Annotated in this window: 21 protein-coding genes; 10 read left to right on the top strand and 11 right to left on the bottom strand. The window is 66.0% G+C overall.

Annotation, left to right across the window (positions count from 1 at the left end; all coding sequences use genetic code 11):
* Window positions 1-110: 110 nt before the first annotated feature.
* From AC07XB_RS24045 to pqqE, 6 genes are all read left to right on the top strand, one after another.
* A complete protein-coding gene (locus AC07XB_RS24045) occupies window positions 111-2675 on the top strand; it encodes a TonB-dependent receptor (protein ID WP_492830122.1) in 2565 nt (854 codons plus the stop codon).
* A 305-nt stretch (window positions 2676-2980) separates the two neighbouring features.
* Entirely contained in the window at window positions 2981-3055 is a 75-nt protein-coding gene (gene pqqA, locus AC07XB_RS24040; protein WP_081862393.1) for a pyrroloquinoline quinone precursor peptide PqqA, read from the top strand.
* Window positions 3056-3135: 80 nt separating this feature from the next.
* Window positions 3136-4050 (top strand): pyrroloquinoline quinone biosynthesis protein PqqB, encoded by a 915-nt coding sequence (pqqB, locus tag AC07XB_RS24035; RefSeq protein ID WP_492830120.1) that lies wholly within the window; start codon window positions 3136-3138, stop codon window positions 4048-4050.
* 23 nt (window positions 4051-4073) lie between these two features.
* Window positions 4074-4772 carry a pyrroloquinoline-quinone synthase PqqC gene (pqqC, locus tag AC07XB_RS24030; protein ID WP_492830199.1) on the top strand — a complete coding sequence of 233 codons (699 nt, stop codon included), beginning with the start codon at window positions 4074-4076 and terminating at the stop codon, window positions 4770-4772.
* The gene (gene pqqD / locus AC07XB_RS24025; protein WP_253932673.1) at window positions 4769-5050 is read left to right on the top strand and encodes a pyrroloquinoline quinone biosynthesis peptide chaperone PqqD; all 282 of its coding nucleotides are present in this window, start codon (window positions 4769-4771) and stop codon (window positions 5048-5050) included. Before pqqC ends, pqqD begins: the two co-directional genes overlap by 4 nt.
* Window positions 5022-6203 (top strand): pyrroloquinoline quinone biosynthesis protein PqqE, encoded by a 1182-nt coding sequence (gene pqqE, locus AC07XB_RS24020; protein ID WP_492830197.1) that lies wholly within the window; start codon window positions 5022-5024, stop codon window positions 6201-6203. The genes pqqD and pqqE overlap by 29 nt, the downstream gene beginning before the upstream one ends.
* On the opposite strand, the gene AC07XB_RS24015 is transcribed toward pqqE, so the two are convergent.
* From AC07XB_RS24015 to AC07XB_RS23975, 9 genes are all read right to left on the bottom strand, one after another.
* Window positions 6184-7008 (bottom strand): ABC transporter permease, encoded by an 825-nt coding sequence (locus AC07XB_RS24015; protein ID WP_492830118.1) that lies wholly within the window; start codon window positions 7006-7008, stop codon window positions 6184-6186. The two genes, pqqE and AC07XB_RS24015, sit on opposite strands and share 20 nt — an antisense overlap.
* Before the next feature lie 19 nt (window positions 7009-7027).
* Window positions 7028-8221, bottom strand: a complete 1194-nt coding sequence (locus AC07XB_RS24010; protein WP_492830116.1) for an ABC transporter substrate-binding protein — start codon at window positions 8219-8221, stop codon at window positions 7028-7030.
* Window positions 8222-8235: 14 nt separating this feature from the next.
* A complete protein-coding gene (locus AC07XB_RS24005; RefSeq protein WP_309408508.1) occupies window positions 8236-9192 on the bottom strand; it encodes a PQQ-dependent catabolism-associated beta-propeller protein in 957 nt (318 codons plus the stop codon).
* A 35-nt stretch (window positions 9193-9227) separates the two neighbouring features.
* Entirely contained in the window at window positions 9228-10001 is a 774-nt protein-coding gene (locus tag AC07XB_RS24000) for an ABC transporter ATP-binding protein (RefSeq protein ID WP_492830114.1), read from the bottom strand.
* Complete coding sequence (locus tag AC07XB_RS23995; protein WP_493688098.1) at window positions 9998-10945, bottom strand: tripartite tricarboxylate transporter substrate binding protein; 948 nt, start codon at window positions 10943-10945, stop codon at window positions 9998-10000. The genes AC07XB_RS24000 and AC07XB_RS23995 overlap by 4 nt, the downstream gene beginning before the upstream one ends.
* Before the next feature lie 98 nt (window positions 10946-11043).
* Window positions 11044-11694: a hypothetical protein gene (locus AC07XB_RS23990; RefSeq protein ID WP_492830110.1), complete on the bottom strand. Its 651-nt coding sequence runs from the start codon at window positions 11692-11694 to the stop codon at window positions 11044-11046.
* A gap of 34 nt (window positions 11695-11728) precedes the next feature.
* The gene (locus AC07XB_RS23985) at window positions 11729-12622 is read right to left on the bottom strand and encodes a substrate-binding domain-containing protein (RefSeq protein ID WP_492830108.1); all 894 of its coding nucleotides are present in this window, start codon (window positions 12620-12622) and stop codon (window positions 11729-11731) included.
* A gap of 29 nt (window positions 12623-12651) precedes the next feature.
* Window positions 12652-13059 carry a c-type cytochrome gene (locus AC07XB_RS23980; RefSeq protein ID WP_492830106.1) on the bottom strand — a complete coding sequence of 136 codons (408 nt, stop codon included), beginning with the start codon at window positions 13057-13059 and terminating at the stop codon, window positions 12652-12654.
* Window positions 13060-13161: 102 nt separating this feature from the next.
* Complete coding sequence (locus AC07XB_RS23975) at window positions 13162-14970, bottom strand: methanol/ethanol family PQQ-dependent dehydrogenase (RefSeq protein WP_492830103.1); 1809 nt, start codon at window positions 14968-14970, stop codon at window positions 13162-13164.
* Window positions 14971-15397: 427 nt separating this feature from the next.
* On the opposite strand from AC07XB_RS23975, the gene AC07XB_RS23970 reads away from it, so the two are divergent.
* The 4 genes from AC07XB_RS23970 (at window position 15398) to fae (ending at window position 20502) form a co-directional block, all read left to right on the top strand.
* On the top strand, window positions 15398-15796 hold the full coding sequence (locus AC07XB_RS23970) for a hypothetical protein (RefSeq protein ID WP_309408468.1): 399 nt from the start codon (window positions 15398-15400) through the stop codon (window positions 15794-15796).
* Between the two features lie 226 nt (window positions 15797-16022).
* The gene (locus AC07XB_RS23965; protein WP_492830101.1) at window positions 16023-18062 is read left to right on the top strand and encodes a sigma-54-dependent Fis family transcriptional regulator; all 2040 of its coding nucleotides are present in this window, start codon (window positions 16023-16025) and stop codon (window positions 18060-18062) included.
* Between the two features lie 268 nt (window positions 18063-18330).
* The gene (locus tag AC07XB_RS23960) at window positions 18331-19599 is read left to right on the top strand and encodes an ATP-grasp domain-containing protein (RefSeq protein WP_492830100.1); all 1269 of its coding nucleotides are present in this window, start codon (window positions 18331-18333) and stop codon (window positions 19597-19599) included.
* Between the two features lie 390 nt (window positions 19600-19989).
* The gene (gene fae, locus AC07XB_RS23955) at window positions 19990-20502 is read left to right on the top strand and encodes a formaldehyde-activating enzyme (RefSeq protein WP_253932662.1); all 513 of its coding nucleotides are present in this window, start codon (window positions 19990-19992) and stop codon (window positions 20500-20502) included.
* A 60-nt stretch (window positions 20503-20562) separates the two neighbouring features.
* Here fae and AC07XB_RS23950 read toward each other — a convergent pair whose 3' ends face one another.
* Both AC07XB_RS23950 and fba read right to left on the bottom strand, forming a co-directional pair.
* Window positions 20563-21162, bottom strand: coding sequence for an amino acid kinase family protein (locus AC07XB_RS23950; RefSeq protein ID WP_253932661.1), 600 nt, complete (start codon window positions 21160-21162; stop codon window positions 20563-20565).
* Between the two features lie 240 nt (window positions 21163-21402).
* On the bottom strand, window positions 21403-22440 hold the full coding sequence (fba, locus tag AC07XB_RS23945) for a class II fructose-bisphosphate aldolase (protein ID WP_492830097.1): 1038 nt from the start codon (window positions 22438-22440) through the stop codon (window positions 21403-21405).
* Window positions 22441-22498 lie beyond the last annotated feature (58 nt).

Raw genomic sequence — 22498 nt, 5'->3', positions numbered from 1 at the left:
GCGCGGCGCGCCCTGCGGCAAATCAAGTCGGGATTTTTTCCCGGCCGCAGCGGTATGGGACCTGCTTAAGCAGGAACGGATGCCCAGATAACAAGATGAGGAGACCCGCCATGACCGTTGCCCCGAGACCACCACGCCGCCCGCGCCACCCGCCCCCGCAAAAGAACCCGGGCTTGCGCCGCACCACGCTGGCACGCGCGGTCGTCCGGCTATGCCTCCCGCTCGCGGCAGGCGCGGCATCGGCCCAGCCGGACCACACCCTCTCAGCGAGTTTCGTGCCTGCAGCGCCGGCGGTGGTGGCGGCGAGCACCGCACCACTGCCCGGCCTGGCCGCGCCGCGAGATACATTGCCGATTCCGGTACAGACTGTCACGCCGGGGCACACCGGCAATACCGCGGATGGTGCCATGCTGCCGGAAGTCCAGATCGTGGCAACCGCTCCGCTGCCCGGCATCGGCGTGGACCGCGATCTGGTGCCGTACACGGTGCAGGCGGTCAGCGGCGACGACCTGAACGGCAAGCGCGCCGGCACGCTCGCCGAATACCTGGCGCGCTACTTCACCGGTGTCAACGTCAACGACATCCAGGGCAGCCCCTTCCAGTCCGACCTCACCTACCACGGCTTTCGCGCCTCACCGATCCCGGGCGCGTCGCAAGGCTTGTCGATCTACCTGGACGGCATCCGCGTCAACGAACCCTTCGGCGACGTGGTGAGCTGGGACATGATTCCCGAGGCCGCGCTGGAGAGCGTCTTGCTGGTCTCCAGCGCCAACCCTGCCTACGGCCTCAACACGCTCGGCGGCGCGCTCGCCATGACCACCCGCTCCGGCCTGACTTCGCCCGGCTTCACCGCCGACCTGTCCTACGGCAGCGGCAACCGCAAGCGCGCCGACCTGTCGGGCGGCATCCGCAGCGACAGTGGCTGGCACGCCTTCGCCGCCGGCACCCTGTTCCAGGAACAGGGCTGGCGCGATCATTCCGAGGGCCGGCTCGGCAACCTGTTCGTCAAGGCCGGGCATGCCAGCGACACCACCAGCTGGGACGTGTCCCTGCTGCACGGGCGCAGCACCCTGATCGGCAACGGCCTGGTGCCGAGCTACCGCGCGAGCGGCAATGCCCTGCTGCCCGGCCTGTATGAAAGCAACCGCGCCGCGGCGTACACCTACCCGGACAAGACCCGCAACCAGGTCACCCAGGTCGCCCTCAACGGCCGCCACTGGTTCGACGACAAGACCAGCGCCGCGATGCTCGCCTACGTTCGCACCAGCCGTCGCGACACCACCAACGGCGACATCAACCCGGACTACGACGCTTACACGGAAGACTGCGAAGACGGCTTCAACGCCGACGGCAGCCCGCGCAAGTCCCGCTGCGGCTTCACCCGGGCCGAAGGCGCCGCGCTGGACCCGGCCGTGCTCAACACCACGCATATGTGGCAGCAATCCATCGGCGTGGCGCTCAGCGCCGCCAAGGAAACCGAGCACCACCTGCTCAACGCCGGGCTGACCTTCGACCGTAGCCGCCTGACCTATTCGCAGTACGAGCAGCTCGCCACCTTCACCGACGATCGCGGCGTGGTCGCCGACCCGAATGCACCGAACGAGCTGTTCTCCGGCGTCAGCGGAACCTCGCGCGCGGTCGGCCTGTACCTGTCCGATACCTGGTCCTTGACGGCCAGCACCTTCCTCACCGCCTCGGCCAGGTGGAACCACGTCACCGTGAGCAATACGCTGCGCAACAGCGACGGCACCGAACAGCCGCAGGAGAGCTTCACCTACCGTCGGCTCAATCCCGCGCTGGGCCTGACCCAGAAGCTGGGCGGCGGCGTCTCGGTGTTCGGCGGCTACGCCCAAAACAACCGGGTGCCGACGGTGCTGGAACTGGGTTGCGCCGATCCGGCCCAGCCCTGCCGCCTGCCCGCCGGCCTGCAGGCCGACCCCTACCTCAAGCAGGTCGTGTCGCACTCCTACGAGGCGGGCGCGCGCTGGCGTCCCTCCAAGGACACCGAGGTGTCCGGCTCGTTCTACCGCATTGATAACCACGACGACATCCTGTTCCTGCGCGCGCCCAACACCCAGCAGGGCTACTTCGCCAACTTCGACCGTACCCGCAACCAGGGCTTCGACCTCTCCGCGCGGCAGCGCCTGGGCGACTTCACGCTGCGCCTCGGCTACAGCTATCTGGAGGCCACCTACCAGGCCAACGGGCAGCTCGCGGTGGGAGAGCGCACCATCGACGTCAAGCCGGGCATGCGCAGGGCCGGCCTGCCGCGGCACACCATCAAGCTGGGCGTGGACTGGCAGGCGCTGGCCGGCCTGACCCTGGGCGCCGACCTGGTTGGCGTGTCCAGCAGCGTGACCAACGGCAATGAAGACGGCCTGCGCGCCGACCCGCAGCCCGGCAAGGCGCCAAAGTACGCGGACTGGAGCACGCCCGGGTACGCCACGGTGAACCTGCGGGCGTCCTACCGCGTGAACAAGCACTTCGAGGTCTACGCGCGCGTGGCCAACCTGTTCGACCGCCGCTACGAGACCTATGGCCAGATCTCCAACGACCTGTTCCCCAACGGCAACCTGCTGCGCCCGCACGTAACGCCGGAGGACAATGCCAGCGCGCTGTTCGTCGCGCCGGGCGCACCGCGCAGCGCCTGGGTCGGGGTTGTGTACCGGATGTAGGCAGGCAGCCTGTTGCACATCTGGCCCGCGCTGTGGCAATGGCGTGACACTTTGTCCACGCCCGCGAGCACTTACCGAGAGCCTCAGGCGGGGCGTCATGTAATGCTGCGAAGCAGCATGATGCCCGCCTGGCCTGCTAGACGGAACCAGGCAAGAGGCTGCACGGCAATTGGCTTCGCCCAACGGTCGACGGCGGCGGCCGGGCATGCTTGTTGCGACACCGATGCCGACGGCAAGCAAGCTTCGCCGTTAGCTTCGCATGGACTATGCTGTACTTGCCTACCCCATCCTGAAAGGAGCCGCCAATGACCTGGACCACTCCCGCATACATCGATATGCGGTACGGATTCGAGATCACCATGTACATTGCCAACCGCTGATCCGGCGGACGGCTGGAATCCGGGAAAGCCCGCCGGCCGGCGGGCTTTTTTCTTGGCCCTGACTGGACAAACACCAGGCCATGACGACACTTCGGGTACTGGGATCGGCTGCCGGCGGCGGCTTTCCCCAATGGAACTGCAACTGCTTCAACTGCGACGGGCTGCGTCGCGGCACCATTGCCGCCACCGCACGTACGCAATCTTCGATCGCGCTATCCGAGGACGGCGTGCAATGGTTGCTGGTCAACGCCTCGCCCGACATCCTTGCGCAGATCCGCGCCACCCCGGCGCTGCAGCCGGCCCGCGCGGCGCGCGACACCGGAATCGCCGCCGTCTTGCTGATGGACGCGCAGATCGACCATGTCACCGGCCTGCTGATGCTGCGCGAGCACCGCAGCGCGCTGCCGGTCTATGCCACGGCCCCGGTGCTGCAGGACCTGAGCGAAGGTTTTCCGCTGTCCCGCATCCTGTCCCACTACTGCACCCTGGAAACCCATCCGCTGCCCCTGGACGCACGCCCCTTCACCGTGCCGCCGCTCGCGGGGCTCACCTTGCATGCGATCGCCCTGGACAGCAAACCGCCGCCCTACTCCCCCAACCGCGCTGCGCCGCAGCGTGGCGACAATATCGGCCTGCGCATCGTCAGCGCCGGCGGCAAGCGCGTGTTCTACGCGCCCGGGCTGGGCAGCATCGAGCCGCACGTGCGCGCGGAACTCGCCCAGGCCGATGTGATCCTGGTCGACGGCACTTTCTGGACCGACGATGAAATGCGGCGGCTCGGCCTGTCGTCCAAGCTGGCCCGCGATATGGGCCACCTGGCGCAGTCCGGCCCGCTCGGCATGATTGCCGCGCTGGACGAAGCGCCGGCGGCACGCAAGATCCTGATTCATATCAACAATACCAACCCGATCCTGGTAGAGGACTCGCCGGCACGCCGCGAACTGGCCGCGCACGGGATCGAGGTGGCCTATGACGGCATGGAGATCGCCCTGTGACGCCCGCACCACACCCCCAACCCATCCCGCAAGCGATCCCCGACGCCGAGCGCACGGCCTTCGAAGCGCGGTTGCGCGCGCTGGAATCGCGCTACCACATCCATCACCCCTTCAACCGGCGCATGGCGAGCGGCCAATGCTCACGCGAACAGATCCAGGGCTGGGTAGCCAACCGCTTCTACTACCAGATCAATATCCCGCTCAAGGATGCCGCCATCCTCTCGAATTGCCCCGAGCGCGAAACGCGGCGCGAGTGGGTGATACGCATCCTCGACCACGATGGCACCGCCACCGAGCCCGGCGGCATCGAAGCCTGGAGCCGCCTAGGCGAAGCCGTGGGGCTGACGCGCGAGGCGCTGTGGTCCCAACAGCTGGTGCTGCCCGGGGTGCGCTTCGCGGTGGACGCCTACGTCAATTTCGCGCGGCGCGCGCCGTGGCAGGAAGCGGTGTGCTCATCGCTCACCGAGATGTTCGCGCCCGCCATCCACAAGGAACGGCTGGCCGGCTGGCCGCAGCATTACCCGTGGATCGAAGCCGAGGGACTCAGCTATTTCCGTTCGCGCATCCCGCTGGCGCAGCGCGATGTCGACCATGGCCTGCGCGTCACGCTGGACTATTTCCGCACGCCGACCGAACAGCAGCGCGCCACGGAAATCCTGCAGTTCAAGCTCGACATCCTGTGGTCGATGCTGGACGCCATCGAAAAGGCGTATCCCATATGAACTCCCCCGCCAAGCCCGACACCGTTGCCGCCACCCCGCGGCTGGACCCGCTCTACCGCCTGCAGTGGGAAGAGGCCCAGAAAGCCTGGGTGCTGCTCTATCCTGAAGGCATGGTCAAGCTGAACGACAGCGCGGCCGCCATCCTGCAGCGCTGTGACGGCGCCCATACGCTCGACATGCTGATCGACGAACTCCAGACGTCCTTCGGCGTGCAGGGCATTGCCACCGAGGTACACACCTTTGTCAAACATGCCTGCGAACGCGGCTGGCTCGTCTGAGCCGGGCGGACCCGCCACCACGGTGGGTCCGCCTCTGTGGCTGCTGGCGGAGCTGACCTATCGCTGCCCGCTGCACTGCGCCTTTTGCTACAACCCGGTCGACTACGTGCGCCATGGGCAGGAACTGGACACGGCGAAGTGGCGCCGGGTGCTGGAGGAAGCGCGCGCGCTCGGCGCCGCCCAGCTTGGTTTTTCCGGAGGCGAGCCGCTGCTGCGCGACGACCTCGAAGACCTGGTGGGCCATGCCCGGCAACTGGGCTTCTACACCAACCTGATCACCTCCGGCGTGGGCCTGACCGATGCGCGCCTGGGCGCGCTGCGCGTGGCGGGGCTTGACCATGTCCAGCTCTCGTTCCAAGACTCCACGCGGGAGATGAACGACTTCCTGTCGAGCACCCGCACCTTCGACCTGAAGCAACGGGTGGCGAAGCTGATCAAGGCGCACGGCTACCCGATGGTGCTCAACTGCGTGCTGCACCGGCACAACCTGGCCCATGTCGGCACCATCATCGAGATGGCGCTGGAGATGGGCGCCGAATACCTGGAGCTGACCAATACGCAGTACTACGGCTGGGCATGGGAGAACCGGCTGGCCCTGATGCCGACCGAGGAGCAGTTGCGCGAGGCCGAGTCGGTGGTGGAGTCCTACCGCGCCAGGATCGGCAAGCGCTGCCGCATCCTGTTCGTGGTGCCGGACTATTTCGAGAAGCGGCCCAAGAAATGCATGAATGGCTGGGGCTCGGTGTTTCTCGGAATTGCGCCCGACGGCGCCGCCCTGCCCTGCCACGCCGCGCGCATGCTGCCCGGCCTCGTCCTGCCCAACGTGCGCACGCAATCGCTGCGCGATATCTGGTACCACAGCGATGCCTTCCAGCGCTTTCGCGGCACGGCATGGATGCCCGAGCCGTGCCGCTCATGCGACGAAAAGGAAATCGATCTCGGCGGCTGCCGCTGCCAAGCCTGGCTGCTAACCGGCGATGCCAGCCGAACAGACCCTGTTTGCGACAAGTCGCCGGATCATGCCACCGTGCGCAACGTAGTCATGCGTGGACGCCTTGCCGCCCATACCGGGCCGCCAGCGACGCCGCACGAGGTGCCGCTGGTGTTTCGCGCCGACGCGGCATCGCGCCGCTTCAGCGGGCCGGACCGCTAGCTCGCGCGGCCCGCGCCACGCCGCGCTGCGGATCGTAGCCCAGCAGCGCGAGCGTGAAGAATGCCACCGCGCAGCCCGCCACCACCGCCAGGCTGGTCCACTGCGCCTGACCGTACAGCGCGAAGCGGATGGACTCGACCGCGTGCGTGAACGGATTGAAGCGCGCCAGCTGGTACACGATGGTGGCGCCGGATTCCTCCAGCTTCCAGAGCGGATATAGCGCCGAGCTGATAAAGAACATCGGGAAGATCACGAAATTCATAGTGCCGGCGAAGTTCTCCAACTGGCGCACATGCACCGACAGCAGCAAGCCGAGCGCGCCCAGCATCAGCGCCGCCAGCGCCATCGCCACGAACGCCCCCGGCAGGTCCTGCCACGCGAACGTCACGCCGAAGCAGATCGCCACCAGCAGGAAAGCCACCATCTGCAGCAAGGACAGCAGCATGCCGCCCAACAGCTTGCAGGCCAGCAGCCAGCCGCGCGGCAACGGCGCTGTCAGCAGCAGCCGCATCACGCCCATCTCGCGGTCGTACACCATCGCCAGCGAGGACTGCATGCCGTTGAATAGCGCGATCATGGCGATCAGCCCGGGCGCCATGTAGACCTTGTATTCAATATAGGTCTCGTATGGCGGGATGATGGCCACCCCGAAGACATTCTGGAAGCCGGCGGCAAACACCAGGAACCACAGCAAGGGCCGCACCAGCGACGAGAACAGCCGGCCCGGCTGGTGGAAGAACTTGCGGATCTCCCGGCCGGCCACCGCCCGCAGCGCGCGCATTCCATGCATTACGGGATGAGTCATCGTGTCTCCCAGCGCACGCTCAGCGCGTCATGCGGCACGCTGAATCCGGGGCATCCGCGCCGAGCGTGTCGAGATTGTTCTTAGGGTGCAGGAAGCCCTCCACCGGCGCCGTGGCAATCACGCCATCGGGGTGGGACAGAAACAGCGGCTGGCGCAACTGGCCATCCCAGGGGCGGAAGCTCAGGCGCGGCCCCTTGAAGCCGTCGACCACCACCTCGCCTGAGACCAGCGCGTCACGCTGCCTGGCGAAGCCGGCTTTCGGCAAGCGCGCCACCGATGCCGCCACCGCCTTCACGGCGGCCCATGCGGCCCAGTCGAAGCTGGTCATGGGCCGGCCGGCTGCCTTGCTGAAGCGCCGGTTGAGCTGCGGCCCGCCGTTGCGCTCCCAGGCCCAGTGCCAAGCTTGTGCGGTCAGGCCATTGGCGCCAGCCACCGGGCGCGGGAGCTGGGTGGCATAAGGCAGCGAGCGGGCAAACTCGCCGTCGCTATCCGCTACCACGACGGCGTCGTAGTCAACCCCGGTGGTCAACAGGTTCACGTTGGACAGATCGCGCTCGCGCGGATCGTTCGACAATTTGAAGGGGCGCTGCGCGGCCCAACCAATCCCGAAGCGTTTGGCCGATTGCAGGAAAGCGGTCTGCTGCTCCCGGTCGGCCGGCAGCGGCCCGTACAGCAGCAGGGCCTTGCGCCATTTGCGCGCGGCCAGGTATTGCATCAGCGCGTCCGTGCGCATGCGCAGGCTTGGCAAGGTATGCAGCAGGTTGGGCGCGCAGCCGGCGCCGCGCAGGCTGTCGTCCGCGGCGGATATGTTGAACAGCAGCGCGTCCCCCGGTTTGACCGTATTTGCGGCCAGAGCGACGGCAGGCGCCGGCAGGTCCAGCACGACATACTTCACGTTCCTGCGGACCAGCCCGCTCACGGCCGCGGCGACTTCGGCTTCGCCGCGGACTTCAACCGGCTCCAGCACCAGTGTCGCGCCAACCACATCGAGCGCGAAGCGCGATTCGGCCGCGGCCACCTTCGCGCCCTCCAGCGGACGCCCTTCGGGATGCCCGGGATAGCGCTTCTCCAGTTGCCGGCTGTCGTAGCGCGGATCGTCGGCAAGCGACACCACCGCTATGTGCACTTCCTCCGCGGCGGCGGCCCACGACAACAGCAGGCATGCCAGCGGCAATGCCTGCCGGCGCCAGGATAGGGAAGCGTTTCCCCGCATGATGTCTCCCTCCTTCAATCGTCGATCACCACGGAATGCGGCACCCGCCCGACCCGGATGGCGGTGATCGCCTTGTTGCGTGCCGTGTCGACCACGCTGACATCGTCGGACAAGCCATTGGTGACATAGAGCAGGCTGTTGTCGCGGTTCAGCCCCAGTCCCCAGGCGCGCCTGCCGACCAGGATGTAGTCCGTCACGCGCTTGCCGGCGGCATCCACCACCGCCACGTGGTTGGCGCGGCCAAGCCCCACGTAGGCGCGCTTGCCGTCGCTGGACAGGGTCATGCCGACCGGGGTGATGTCGTCGGCGCGCAAACCCTTGGGATCGAACCGGATGGTGTGCGCCACCGTCAGATCGTCGGTGCGGATCACGCTGACGCTGGCACCGAGTTCATTGCTTACCCACAATTCCTTGCCGTCCGGCGTCAGGATGAAGCGGCGGGGCCGGTTTCCGACCTGGATGTTCTTGACCACCTTGCGCGCCGCGACATCGATGACATGGACCATGTTCGCCACTTCGGAGGAGACATAGACGCGTTTGCCGTCCGCACTGGCCTTGACGCCTTCCGGCTCTTCGCCGACCTTGACCTCGAAGAGCTTCCTGCCGGATGCCACGTCGAAGGCCGACAGCAAGGCGTCTTCCTCGTTCGACACATAAAGGGACTTGCCGTCGGGGCTGAGGTCGAACATTTCCGGATCCTCGCCCACGCGCAGCGCGCCGACCGTCTTGCGGCTGGCCACGTCGATCACGTCGATACGGTGGTCGTCGCTGCAGGCAACGTACAGGCGGGTACGATCCGGCGAGAACTGCAGGTGGCGCGGCCGCTTGCACTGCGCCAGGGTGGCAGTCACCTGGCGCGTGTCCGCCCGGATCACGGTGAGGCTGCCGTCTTTCTCGTTCGAGACGAAGAGCTGGCCGGTGCCCGCGCTCCAGCCCGGCCCCGGTGCCAGGCAAAGCCCGGCCAGCAACATCGCCCGCAAGCGGGCCAGCACCGCATGGCGGTTCGTCATGTCCGCACCTCCTGTTCAGATGTCCCGGTCAGGGACAGGAATGCCGCTTCCAGGCTCCCGCCACCTGCCGCGCGCATCAGATCCGCCGGCGGGCCGGCGAAGCGCACCAGGCCACGATGCAGCACCACGACGCGGTCGCTCGCCTCGACTTCCTGCACCAGATGCGTCGCCCATAGCACGCCCACCCGGCTTTGCGTCGCCAGACGCCGCGCCTCGGTGACGATCTGCATGCGCGAGGCCGGGTCGAGGCCGACCGTGGCTTCATCCATGAGTAGCAGGTCGGGCTGGTGGAGCAGCGCGCGCACCAGCTCCACCTTGCGCCGGTTGCCGCCGGACAGCTCACGCACCAGGGTACCGCGCCACTCCGCCAGGCCCAGGTGGTCGAGCAACGGCGCCATCCGGGCCGCCGATTCCCGGCGCGGCAGGCCATGCAGATCAGCATGGAACCGCAGGTTGGCCTCGACCGACAGATCGAGATCGATGGCCGGTTGCTGGAACACGATGCCGATGTGGGCCAGAGCCTGGACCGGCGCCTCACGCATATCGGCGCCCATCACTTCAACCTGGCCCTCGTCCTGGACGAAGAGCCCGGCGAGGATCTGGAACAGCGTGGTCTTGCCGGCGCCGTTGGGACCCAGCAAGGCGACAAACTCGCCGCGCCGCACGCGCAACGACACGCCATCGAGGGCTGCCCGACCGCCAAACCGCTTGCGCACGCCTTCGCAGGCCAGCGCGTCGGCGAATAAAGCCGCCTCCGGGGCACGCATCATGACGATGTCTCCTGCTTGATCCCGAGGCCAAGGCGTTCGGCAAATTCACGCTCCTTGACCCAGGCCCGCTCCAGGTAGGCCTGGTATCGCGCCGTGTTCAGGTAGGTAAGTTCCTGGTCGTACTTGGCAAGCTCGGAGATATGACGAGGCTGGAACATCGCGTGATGAAACGCATCGTGCAGGCGTTTGACGATGCGCGGGTCGGTTCCATGCGGCACGCCGATGCCATACGGCGAGTTATAGACGGCATCCGGATAGCCAAGCTCCTTCACGGTCGGCACCTCGGGCCAGCGCGCCGACCGCTTCTCGCTGAACACCGCCAGCAGGCGCAGCTGCCCGGACGCCACGAACGGCGCGAAGCCGGTGGAATTGACGCCGGCCATCAGCGAATGATTGGCCACCGCCAGCATCTGGTCGGCAGTGCCGCGATACGGCACATGCACATAGGAGATGCCGTTGCGCGAGAGGACGTCTTCCATGCCGAGATGCGCCGTGGTACCTATCCCCGTGGAACCCACCGTCAGTTCGCCCGGGTGTGCGCGGCCCCAGTCAAGCAGGTCGCCCAGGCTGCGCAGTGGGCTGTCGGCCGGGACCAGGATGCCGAAGGTAACGCCCGAGATCATCAGCACCGGCTGGATATCGCGCAGTGGCTGCCAGTTGGTTTTCTGCTGGTGCGGCAGGCGATAAAGCGTCAACGGCAACTGGCCGATAACGTAGCCGTCCGGCTTTGCCGCAGCCAGCGCGGGCCCCACCAGGGTGCCACCTACGCCGGGCTTGTTCTCGACCACGATCGGCTGGCCAAGCGTCGGGCTGGCAAGTTCGGCGAGGATCCGCATCGTGATGTCGGTCGCGCCGCCCGCCGGCCAGGGAACGATGAGCGTGATCGGCCGCGACGGATACCTGTCGGCCATGCTGCCCGTGCTGGCCGGGACTCGGCCCGCCATGCCAGCAAGCAGCGGCGCGGCAAGCGCGCCCAGTCCGGCCCGCAGGAACCTGCGACGCTCGCTTGCGTGCTTCCCATGCATTCGATTCACACGATTCATCATGGTTTGGTGCCGCGAAAGCGCAAAGTCTCGGTTTGCACCGGACGCGCGAAGTCCCGCGCCTGGTCCGGTGTTTCTCCCGACACCTTGCCCGGCACCTCGCTCTTGAGCAGCAGCACCTGGCCGGGCACGCGGTCGGACAACACGAAGGTGTAGCGCTTGCCGACCAGGTTTTCGAAGCGGGCGTGGTTGGGGTCGTCCAGGTAGGGCTGGATCACGATCTGCCGAGCCGGCACCGGCTTGCCATCCAGCTCCGCCGTCACCTGGGTGATGGCCGGGCCCTGCGCCAGCGCGAGCCGGATCCGCTTCTGGAAATAACGCGGCTGGCCGCCGGTCAGCTGGCGCATTTCGCCGATATCCTTCTCCAGGAAATAGAGGATGACCGGATTGCCCCGCAGCGGCGCTTCGACCGCGAATGGCATGGTGCCGGAGGCATCGCTGACGATCGCGCTCACGCCCTTGCCGCCGCGCGACAACCTGACGTGCACCTCATCGCTGCCTGCCGGCACCAGGCTGCCCCCCTTGTCGAAGCGGTAGACGAGATCGGCGGGAACCCGCACGGTCTTCAAGTGGTCGGCCATGAACAGCAACTGCTCGGCCGGCTTGATGGGATCGTCGGCGGCGCCGGCGGGCGCCGCCACGGCACCCATGATGCCGCACAGCAGCGCAGCAACAACACGGTGCCTAGCGCCCGTTGGGGGACGGGGACGGGAACGGACCCGCGACCGGATTGCCTTTGTCGTCCACCAGGGGAATCCGGTAACTGGCGAGAATCGCATTGATCTTCTCCTGGTTGCCGGCAATCCAGCGATCCACTTCATCTTTCCACGCCTTTTCGCCAAAGCGCACGCCCATGGCGATCTCGTAATCGAACTTGAGTTGCGGGTCGGGCCGGAACGGCACCATCACCCATTCGGCAGCGCCGGCATGCTGGCGAGCCAGGTAGCCGGCGATGGGTCCCCACAGGATGGCGATGTCGATCTTGTCGGCCAGCAGATCGCGCTCGACCACGCCGCCCGGCACCTCGTCAGGATCGCCGCTCTGCTGCTGGTAGACCACCGCCTGCTCGAACAGCTTGTTACGCAGCAGCCAGTCCACCGATGGCGCGCGCGAGAAGATGCCGAAGCGCAGCTTGCCCAGGGTTTCGGGCGGCAGCTTCAGCAGATCCTCCGGCGTGACCACCCCGCGCAGCGCATCGCGCTGGCGGAACACCAGCGCATAGGTCGAATGCATATACGGCCGCGTGTTCGCCGTCAGCTCGTAGTCCTTGGGCACGCCAACGATCAAGTCACATTTCCAGCTTCCGGTATCGGGATCCTTCGCCCGCAGCGTATTGCGCACGAAGCCCATGCGCTGCGGGAAGAAGGTGTATGCGACCTCCTTGCCCATGTCCTTGGCCATGGCCTGGGCGATCCTATTCTCGTAGCCTTCGCCGCGCTGGTTCGACGACGGCAGGCTGTTCGGGTCGGCGCAGACTCGCAACAACTTGTCCGGTGGCGGCGCCTGCGCCCCGGCGGGCAGGGCCGCCAGGGCGCCCGCCAGCATCATTGCCTTCAGTGCCAGTTTCGTATCGCGCATCCGTCGACTCCTGTCCGCCGGCCCTGTTATCACTTGTCGGCCGGATAGACGTGGCCCGGCTGGATCTTGCCGTCCGAGCGGCCCTTGAGATACCCATACAGGTTCTGCCAGTTCTTCTGCATCATGTCGGAGCCGCCGAAATTCGGCATGCCTTTGTCGATCCGGCCTTCCATCATGATCTTGTGGAAATCGTCCATCGACAGCTTCTTCAGCGACTCGACCAGCGAGGGACCGACCATGCCCTCCTGCTGCGCGCCGTGGCAGCGCTCGCACGCCATGGCCCGCCAGGTCTTCCAGCCTTGCAGGGTATTGGTGTCCACCTTGTTGCCTTCGCTTACCTTATAGGGCGCCGCGGATTGCGCCGTGTCGCTCTTGCTTTGTGCGTCGCACACGGTGCAGGCCAGCAGAGCAAAAATCACCATTGAGGAACGGAACATCTCTTCACTCCTTGTGGGGGCGCGAGGCAGGCGGCCGCGCCGGGCCGCCCCCCTCACTTACTTATTCCAGATTATGTGTCGTGGGGATGGAGAAGCCTGGCATCAGGTGGTGGGCAGCGCGAAGACGAACAGCGTGCCGCCGAGATCGGTGTACTTCGCCAGATCCTTGTAGCCGCCTACCGCGCCCAGGCCTTCGTTCGACTTCTCCAGCCCGGCCGCCATGCCAATGCCGGCCCATCCACCGATGCCCGAATAAACGCCGACATACTGCTTGCCCTCGAACTGATAAGTGAAGACGTTGCCGATGATGCCGGAGGGGGTCTTGAACTTCCACAGCTCCTTCCCGTCCTTGATATTGACGGCCTTCACATAGCCTTCAAGCGTGCCATAGAAGGCGATATCGCCCGCCGTCGCCAGCGCGCCGGACCAGACCGAGAAGCGCTCCGGCTTGGACCACAGGATCTTGCCGGCAGCGGCATCCCAGGCAATGAAGTTGCCCATGCCGCCATGGCTCTTCGGCGTCGCGTACATCGACAGGGTCGCCCCCACATAGGGCTGGCCCGCTGTGTACTCGACCTGGAAAGGTTCATAGTCCATGCAGACGTGGTTGGTCGGCACCAGGAAAATGCCCGACTTGCGGTCGTAGCTCATCGGCTGCTGGTCCTTGGTGCCGAGCGCCGACGGGCAGATGCCCTTGACGTTGACATCCGGGCCCGTGGTGGCGGGCGAGTACTTGGCATTGACGACCGGGCGCCCGCTCTTCATGTCGATCTTGGATGCCCAGTTGATGGTCGGGTCGTATTTCTCCGCCACCAGCAGTTCGCCGGTCTCGCGATTGAGCGTGTAGCCGAAACCGTTGCGGTCCAGGTGCACCAGCGTGGGTACCTTCTTGCCCTTGATGTTCAGGTCGGCCAGCACATTCTCGTTGACACCGTCGTAGTCCCACTCGTCGTGCGGCGTCATCTGGTAGACCCACTTGGCCTTGCCGGTATCCAGGTCCCGCGCGAACAGCGTCATCGACCACTTGTTGTCGCCGGGACGCTGCGCCGGATTCCACGTGCCCGGATTGCCGCTGCCATAGTAGACCAGGTTCAGCTTGGGATCGTAGGCATACCAGCCCCAGGTGGTGCCACCGCCCAGCTTCCACTGGTCGCCCTTCCAGGTCTTGACCGAGGAGTCCTTGCCGACCGGCGCCATCTTGCCGTCGGTCCAGGTCATGGTGGTGGCGGGATCGAACAGCAGCTCGTTGTCGGGACCGGTGCTAAAAGCGGTCCAGATTTTCTTGCCGGTCTTCAGGTCATAGGCGAGCAGGCGGCCGCGCACGCCGAACTCGCCGCCGGAGATGCCGGTGATGACCTTGTCCCTGAAGACGTGCGGGGCGTTGGTATTGGTCTCGCCCACCTTGGGATCGCCATTCTTGACGGTCCACATGACCTTGCCGGTCTTGGCATCGAGCGCCACCAGGGTGGTGTCGGCCTGCTGCAGCAGGATCTTGCCGTCGCCGTAGGCCAGGCCGCGGTTGACGGTGTCGCAGCACATCACCGGCACCACGTTGTTTTCCTGCTTGGGCTCGTACTTCCACTTGAAGGACTGGTCCTTCAGGTTGATCGCGATCACCTTGTTCGGAAACGGCGAGTGGATGAACATCGTGTCGCCGATCACCAGCGGCGAGCCTTCGTGGCCTCGCAGCACGCCGGTGGACACCGTCCACGCGACCTGCAGGTTTTTCACGTTGCCGGCGTTGACTTGCTTGAGCTCGCTGTAGCGATGGTTGGCATAGTCGCCAGCCTGCGCTGCCCAGTTGGCCGGATTGGCCACCAGCTTGTCCAGCTCGGCATCCGCGCGTACGGTAAATGACGCGGTGGTTGTGGCAAGCATCGCCATCCCCACCATCATGGTCCGGAATATCATGTCTCCTCCGTCTTTCTTTACGTGACAAAGTCTGGATCCCGCTTCCTGCGCGCCGCCTTTGGCTCTTCAACTGAAACTGATTGCGCGGGTTGCGAACCTGGCAGCCGTCGGAAAGGTGCCGCGCAGGCTTCTGCACGATCCATGCCCGAGCCGCGCGGTCGCCGCTTGCGAAGCGAGTGTGCGGTTGGTCTTGAACGCTTCGTCCCAGGCGGGCATTCGCGCTGCGTGGCCCGGCCGGTGCAATGCGCTCGCATTCGTTCCAGGCTGAGGCGCGAGGCCGGGACAATATGTGTCAGGACTGGACCAGAAAGCCGGCGTAGCGGGTTCGCGTGCCGCCGTGGCGGGATGGCGCGCGACTTGCATCGTTATTGGGACAAGATTGCACAAGACGTTGCAAAGAAAGCGCACATAACGAGGAGATCCCCACATGCAGCCCTCCATCTTCGGCCTCCGGCAGCTCGCCTGCGTGCTAGCGGCTTTGACCGTGGTTCCTGTCGCCGCGCAAACCGCTCAAGACCTGCCCGCCAACAACTACCCCACCACCGCCCGCGTCGAATATGTGGGCGAGTGCATGGCAAGGAACGGCGGTGCCTACGTGTATCTGCACAAGTGTTCGTGCGCGATCGACCGGATCGCGGCGCAGCTGCCATACGACGAGTATGTCGAATCGTCTACCTTCGCAAAGTACGCCACGCTCGGCGGTGAAGGGGGCGCGATATTCCGCGATCCGGAATACGGCAAGCACGCAGCCAAACGCTATCGCGGCGTCCAGGACGATGCGCTGCGCGCCTGCGGCGTTTCGTTGGCGACGCGCGCTGCGCGCTGAATTCGGCGCAGCCGGGGCATCTGAGGGTTTCCGCCCCGTTGATGCGATCGGAAGTCCGGCCTATAGTGTCACCTCTTGACAAAAGATCGGCTTCCATCAGCAGAACTACAGGCGCCGATTTCCTTATTGCATCGCAGCGATTGCACTGCGGCTATGGCATCGCAACAGTTCGCGCCACGCCAGATTGCACCGCACAAAAGAGCCCGCAGGCTAAAGGAGGAGCTCGGTGACAACACTTCAGTCCGCCAGTCACCATGTCGCGCAGATTCTCAATGTCGTCAATGGACAATTGTGCGGCACGCAGAACAGCTCCGTGGTGACACGCTCCTGGGCGCGCTGCCTGCGGGACTTCCAGCTCGACCCTGCGCAGCAGCGCATGCCTCCGATCCTGACCCAGCCGGAGTTCAATGAGCGGCGCGACCGCATGAGCGACCTGATCGCCTGCGCCAAGCTGGAGATGACCACGCTCTACCAGCAGCTCGCCGATCCCGAGCTGGCCGTGGTGCTGACCGATGTGGATGGCGTCATCGTGCATATGGTGTCGTCGGTCGGGTTCTCGCAGGACGTGGAGCCCCTGGGCTTCCGCACCGGTGCGGTCTGGAGCGAGCGCGAGGCCGGTACCAACGGCATGGGCACTTGCCTGATCGAAGCCGAGCCGGTCGCGGTGCGTCAGAATGAACACTATTTCGCGCAGTACACCTCGCTGACGTGCTCGGCCTCGCCGATCTTCAACGACCGTGGCGAACTGACCGCCGTGCTCGATGTCACCAGCCGCTCGCCGTTGCTGCAGCAGCATTCTCTGGTGCTGGTCGGCATGTCCCGCCAGATGATTGAGAACCGGTTGATGGATGAGCGTTTCAAGCACGCACACCAGATCCATTTCCACAGCCGCCCCGAACTCGTCAACACCCTGCACGAAGGCAAGCTCGCGGTCGACGACAGCGGAAGGGTGCTGGCAGCCAATCGCAGCGCGCTGTTTCAGCTGGATTTTCGCTCGCTGTCCGCCCTGCTCGGCAAACAGATCGACGAATTTTTCAAGACCTCGCTCGACGAGATCCTGGCGCGGTGCGCGCGCAACTCCTTCCATCCGGTGCCGGTCTATCGCGCGAGCGCGTCGAACCGCTTCTTCATGGTGGCCCAGCAGCCGAACCTCGGCACCGGTGGCGGCGCGAGAGCGGCCAGCGCCCAAGCTGCGCCGCGAGCGGCCAGCGAGGCCCCCCTGGCGGCCGTCCCGCGCGACCCGGCCACGGTGGCACCGTCCACCAGGCTGGCCTTTGGCGACCCGCAGATGGAAGCACAGGTCCGGCTGGCGCAGCGCGTGATCACCCGGCGCATCCCCATCCTGCTGCACGGGGAGACCGGCAGCGGCAAGGAGGTCTTCGCCAATGCCCTGCACCAGATGAGCCCGGCGCGCGAGCGCGCCTTTGTCGCCATCAACTGTGCTTCGCTGCCGGAGAACCTGATCGAAAGCGAATTGTTCGGCTACCGCGCCGGCGCGTTTACCGGCGCCCAGCGCGAAGGCCGGCGCGGCAAGATCATCCAGGCCAACGGCGGCACGCTGTTCCTGGACGAGATCGGCGACATGCCCATGACTTTACAGTCCCGTCTGCTGCGCGTGCTGGAAGAACGCCAGGTCTCGCCGCTCGGCTCGGAGACGGTGGTCAAGGTCGACTTCCAACTGGTCAGCGCAAGCCACCGCAACCTGGCCGGACTGGTGCAGAGCGGCCAGTTCCGCGAAGACCTGTTCTACCGGCTCAACGGCATCGAGTTGCGCCTGCCGCCGCTGCGCGAGCGCACCGACCGGCTCACGCTGATGCAGCACATCCTCGCCGAGGAGGCGGAGCCGGACCAGGCACCGACGCTGTCGCCGGACGCCGTGCAAGCGCTGCTGCGCTACCCCTGGCCCGGTAATCTCCGGCAGTTGCGCCATGTGCTGCGCACCGCCCTGGCACTGTGCGACGGCGAAACCATCGCTTGCCAGCACCTGCCGGCGGAAATTGTGCAAGGCGCGGGAGAAGCCAGCGTGCCCCGCGAGCCGGCCATGGCGGCACAGCCCGAAATGCCAGACGATGAGGCCAAGGCGCTGGCGCAGTTCAATGCCATCCAGCTCAACGAACGCGACACCATCCTCGGCCTGCTCCACAAGCACCGCTGGAACGTCAGCACTGTAGCCCGCTCGCTCTCCATCAGCCGGAACACGCTGTACCGCAAGATACATCGGCTGCATATCAACCTGGCGCAGGCCGAAACGTCCGAGCAGTCGTAGCGTCGCCGCCCTGCGCGTGCCGCACCGAGGGGGGCTGGCAGCCCCCTCGTATCCGTTACCCATCCCACTGATCACGCCGTTGTCCAATAGCGCCGCCGGACGCGTGACAGCCTGTGTGAAAAGCAGAACAAAGACCGTGACAGTGCAAGGCCTTACCGCTTGCAACAGGCCCGATTCGCCCCAAACCCCACGCGCGTGGCTCGCCTGGCATGCCGATTGCTCTTGTAGCGAATGCGAGCACCTCTTCGAGCTCAGCATCGCAGCCGAGATGCCGAAGCCCGCCCGCGAAATGCGCTCCGATCTACCCTGGCCCACCATGCCCTCCCAGACCCTCATCGTCGCCGCCCTGTCATCGCGGATGATGGCCGAGTCCGCAGCGCAAGCCGGCTTGCGCGTGGCCGCCCTGGACCTGTTCGGCGATGCCGACACGCGGCATGTCGCGGCGCGCTGGGAGCCGATCGGCGCCACCGGGTCGATGGCGGTCGACGGCGAGCACGTGCTCGCCGCGCTGCGCCGGCTGCGCGACACGGAGCATCCGTTTGGCTGGGTTGCCGGCAGCGGCTTCGAACAACTGCCCGAGTTGCTCGAAGCCGGCCACGCGCTGGTGCCGCTGCTCGGCAACAGCGCCGCCACTGTGCGCGGCGTCAAGCAGCCCAGTGCCTTCTTCCGGCTGCTGGCCGCGCTCGGCATTCCACATCCGGAAACCACCATGGAGATGCCGCGCGATCCGGCAGGCTGGCTGTGCAAAGCTGTCGGCGGCACCGGCGGCTGGCATATCCGCCAGCTGGCCGGCACGGATGCCTGCGCTGCAGACGCCGCCCAAGCCACCCGGTATTTCCAGCGGCAAAGCCCCGGCCTGCCGATGTCCGTGCTATTTGTTGCTCACCGCCGCGGCGTTCAGCTAGTCGGCATCAGCCTGCAGCGCATCAGCTCACACCACGACTGCCCCTATCTGTTCCACGGCGCTGCCGGCCCGGCGATGCTGCCGGCAAGCACCACCGCGCGCCTCGTCGAGATCATCCACTGCGTCGCGCGCGAAACCAGCCTGGTCGGCCTGAACAGCATCGACTTCCTGTTCGAGGCGCCGGACATCATGGTGCTCGAAGTCAACCCGCGGCCGCCGGCCAGCATGGCGCTCTATGCCGATGCCTATCCGCTCGGCCTGATGCACGCGCACCTGCAGGCCTGCCGCGGCGAGACGCCCGAGCTGCCGGTGGCGCGGCGGGCCGGCGTGCGCGGCTTCCAGCTGGTCTTCGCGCAAGACCCCGCGCAGATCAACGCCACGCTCACTGCCGCGCTGATGCGCACTGGCTGGTGCCACGACATTCCCGCTCCCGGCAGCTATGTGGCTGCCGGCCACCCCTTCTGCTCGGTTTCCGCCACCGGTCTGACGGAGGCCGCAACCGAAGTCGAGCTGCACCGGCGCTGCGAGCAAATCCAGTCCTTGCTGATGGCGCGCAACGATGAACTCCGCCGCACCAGCGGCATCCCCACGGCGCTTGCCGGCGGCCCTCACAGCCTGCACCAGCACGCTTAGCCAGCCCCTGCCGGGCTCCCAACCCGACCGTCGGATCCCCAAGTGCTGCCGCACGGAAGCTTGCGCGCCTGCCAGGTGCGTAAGCACTCTCCGTCTCGACCCGCTTCTGCCTCTCACGCCGCATGTGCAAGCACGACTTGCCGTTCGCACAGAGTGTCACCCATCAGGCACGCGTCTGGCACAGACGCCTGTGCGGCGGCCATCCATCTGCGCCGCTCTCACCGCCGCCAGCGCAATGACCGCAGCCCCTATCGCCCTTGGGCTCTGTCCTGCCGACCCGCCTTTCGCGCCGCGCCGCGGCTTGGCATGGAACGTGTTAGGTAAAGCCCGGGGGGACACATTGCGCCTTCTTTTCTTTTCCTGAACATCCTCTATCCGGGAGACTCGCAAATGGCAAAAATTGATCGTGTTCGTGTTGGAGAATCGCTGGTCGGCGACGGCAACGAGGTCGCGCATATCGACCTGATCCTTGGGCCGCGCGGCTCGGCTGCGGAGACCGCCTTCTGCAACGCGCTGACCAACAACAAGGACGGCTTCACCTCCTTGCTCGCCGTGGTGGCGCCGAACCTGCAGGCCAAGCCCAATACCGTGCTATTCAACAAGGTCACCATCAAGGGCGCCAAGCAGGCCGTGCAGATGTTCGGCCCGGCCCAGCGCGGCGTTGCAATGGCGGTGGCCGATAGCGTGGAAGACGGCACCATTCCCGCCGCCGAAGCCGACGACTTGTTTATCAGCGTGGGCGTGTTCATCCACTGGCAGGCCGAGGACGACACCAAGATCCAGGACTACAATTACCAGGCCACGCGCGAAGCCATCCAACGCGCCGTGGGGGGCTGGCCGAGCGCCGCCGAAGTGGTAGCGAAGAAGCAGAGTTCGGCACATCCATTCGCGGCGCATAGCTGATCGGCGGACATGCGCAGGCCGACCTCGGCCGGCCTGCGCATCAAGCATCGCACACCGTAGCTAGTAGCTGCATCCGGCTGCCGGATGCAGCAGCAGTTCGCGCATGCGTGCCAGTTCGCTCTTGTGCAGAAATTCGATAGGATATGGCGCGCCGTGCGTGAAATGCGCGAAGCGCCGGTCCACCAGCCCTTGCGCGGCATATTGCTCCACCGCCTGGCCGGCATCGGCCGGCGTGGATTTGACCAGCAGCAGCATCTCGGCGTTGAGGCGGTTCGACAGCCACGCGGCCATGCTGTCCGAACCGACGCCCGGGTGCGTCATCTCGTCGGCCTGTTCGCGCAACAGCGAAAACGGCGCCCACACCGCCACGCCGGCGTTGCGCAGCACGCCCTGAATGTCTTTCTCGTGCACCGCCAGCGACATGCCGGGGCACATGCCCTGCATCATCAGCCCATACTGGGCCATGGCCAGCACCGCCATATTGTGCGCCACCACATGGTCGAATGCCCACTGCGCCCGGTGCTCGCGAACCTGCTCCGCGAAGCCGCCGCCGCCCGGCACCACCACGATGCGGCCGCCGCCGAGTTCGCTCAACTCCTGCAACCACTCGCGCAACAACGGGTCGCGGCCAAGGCTGCCGCCGAGTTTTACTACCCACATAGCCACTCCAAGGCTGCAGAATCCGCCTTGGCACACTCACGTTCCGTGCCAGCGCGGCGCGACCAATAACGGGGTGCCGGCACTTGCGCCATGGTGACAGTCTGCGACAGGCATGGCACACAAGCTGTCCCGCGCCGCGCTTCGATCCGTGCAAAGAGATAAAGCGCCAGACCGCGCCCGCGCTCCATAGTGCGGGGACGGTCTGGCGCTTTGCCGGGCACGCGGGACTGCTCGCCTCGCCTAGCGGTAGCGCGGCACCATCTTCTCCAGCGGTACCGGCTTGATCCTCGCCGCCTGCCCGGCACAGCCGAACGCCTCGAAGCGCAGGCGTACCACGCCCTTGGCGCCTTGCTTGGCCGCCAGCAGTGCCTTGCGCGGATCGAACTCGCTGCGGTCATCGGCGAGGGACTTGCGGATGGCGCCGGTCATGGCCAGGCGGATATCGGTATCGATATTCACCTTGCGCACGCCGGTTTTGATGCCGCGCAGGATTTCCTCGACCGGCACGCCATAGGTTTCCTTGATCTCACCACCGTACTGGCGAATGATCTCCAGCCACTCCTGCGGCACCGAGCTGGAACCATGCATGACCAGGTGGGTGCTGGGAATCTTCTGATGGATCTCGCGGATGCGGTCCATCGCCAGGATGTCGCCGGTCGGCTTGCGCGAGAACTTGTAGGCGCCGTGGCTGGTGCCGATGGCAATGGCCAGCGCATCCACGCCAGTGCGGGCGACGAAGTCGCGCGCCTGGTCCGGGTCGGTCAACATCATGTCGTGCGACAGGATGCCAGCGGCGCCGACGCCATCCTCCTCGCCGGCTTGCCCGGTTTCGAGCGAGCCCAGGCAACCCAGTTCGCCCTCGACCGATACCCCTACGGCGTGCGCCATCTCGCAGACGCGGCGGGTCACGTCGACGTTGTAGTCGTAGTCCGACGGCGTCTTCATGTCTTCGCGCAGCGAACCGTCCATCATCACGCTGGTAAAGCCCGAGCGGATCGAGGCCTGGCACACCGCCGGGCTGGAGCCGTGATCCTGGTGCAGCACGATGGGAATATCCGGATGCGTCTCCGCCGCGGCCTGCACCATATGGCGCAGGTAGGCCTCGCCGGCATACTTGCGCGCGCCGGCCGAGGCCTGCAGGATGACTGGGCTGCCGGTCTCTTCGGCGGCTTCCATGATGGCGTGGATCTGCTCGAGGTTGTTGACGTTGAAAGCCGGCACGCCGTAGCCGAACTCTCCCGCGTGGTCCAGCAACTGGCGCAGGGATACGAGTGACATGATGCAACTCCTTAAGTTGACTCAGATTCGTTGACTCAGATTCGGTAGGATCGGCAAT

The organism is Cupriavidus sp. GW821-FHT02F09, assembly GCF_059421605.1.
The sequence above is the reverse complement of the archived record's forward strand: the minus strand, read 5'-3'. Positions and strand labels throughout refer to the sequence as shown.

Excerpts from the sequence above, each read along its gene's own strand:
- AC07XB_RS24045 (WP_492830122.1), top strand. The coding sequence starts at position 111 with ATGACCGTTGCCCCGAGACCACCACGCCGCCCGCGCCACCCGCCCCCG.
- pqqB (WP_492830120.1), top strand. The coding sequence starts at position 3,136 with ATGACGACACTTCGGGTACTGGGATCGGCTGCCGGCGGCGGCTTTCCC.
- pqqD (WP_253932673.1), top strand. The coding sequence starts at position 4,769 with ATGAACTCCCCCGCCAAGCCCGACACCGTTGCCGCCACCCCGCGGCTG.
- pqqE (WP_492830197.1), top strand. The coding sequence starts at position 5,022 with ATGCCTGCGAACGCGGCTGGCTCGTCTGAGCCGGGCGGACCCGCCACC.
- AC07XB_RS24015 (WP_492830118.1), bottom strand. The coding sequence starts at position 7,008 with ATGACTCATCCCGTAATGCATGGAATGCGCGCGCTGCGGGCGGTGGCC.
- AC07XB_RS24010 (WP_492830116.1), bottom strand. The coding sequence starts at position 8,221 with ATGCGGGGAAACGCTTCCCTATCCTGGCGCCGGCAGGCATTGCCGCTG.
- AC07XB_RS24005 (WP_309408508.1), bottom strand. The coding sequence starts at position 9,192 with ATGTTGCTGGCCGGGCTTTGCCTGGCACCGGGGCCGGGCTGGAGCGCG.
- AC07XB_RS24000 (WP_492830114.1), bottom strand. The coding sequence starts at position 10,001 with ATGATGCGTGCCCCGGAGGCGGCTTTATTCGCCGACGCGCTGGCCTGC.
- AC07XB_RS23995 (WP_493688098.1), bottom strand. The coding sequence starts at position 10,945 with ATGGCGGGCCGAGTCCCGGCCAGCACGGGCAGCATGGCCGACAGGTAT.
- AC07XB_RS23990 (WP_492830110.1), bottom strand. The coding sequence starts at position 11,694 with ATGGGTGCCGTGGCGGCGCCCGCCGGCGCCGCCGACGATCCCATCAAG.
- AC07XB_RS23985 (WP_492830108.1), bottom strand. The coding sequence starts at position 12,622 with ATGCGCGATACGAAACTGGCACTGAAGGCAATGATGCTGGCGGGCGCC.
- AC07XB_RS23980 (WP_492830106.1), bottom strand. The coding sequence starts at position 13,059 with ATGTTCCGTTCCTCAATGGTGATTTTTGCTCTGCTGGCCTGCACCGTG.
- AC07XB_RS23975 (WP_492830103.1), bottom strand. The coding sequence starts at position 14,970 with ATGATATTCCGGACCATGATGGTGGGGATGGCGATGCTTGCCACAACC.
- AC07XB_RS23970 (WP_309408468.1), top strand. The coding sequence starts at position 15,398 with ATGCAGCCCTCCATCTTCGGCCTCCGGCAGCTCGCCTGCGTGCTAGCG.
- AC07XB_RS23960 (WP_492830100.1), top strand. The coding sequence starts at position 18,331 with ATGCCGAAGCCCGCCCGCGAAATGCGCTCCGATCTACCCTGGCCCACC.
- fae (WP_253932662.1), top strand. The coding sequence starts at position 19,990 with ATGGCAAAAATTGATCGTGTTCGTGTTGGAGAATCGCTGGTCGGCGAC.
- AC07XB_RS23950 (WP_253932661.1), bottom strand. The coding sequence starts at position 21,162 with ATGTGGGTAGTAAAACTCGGCGGCAGCCTTGGCCGCGACCCGTTGTTG.
- fba (WP_492830097.1), bottom strand. The coding sequence starts at position 22,440 with ATGTCACTCGTATCCCTGCGCCAGTTGCTGGACCACGCGGGAGAGTTC.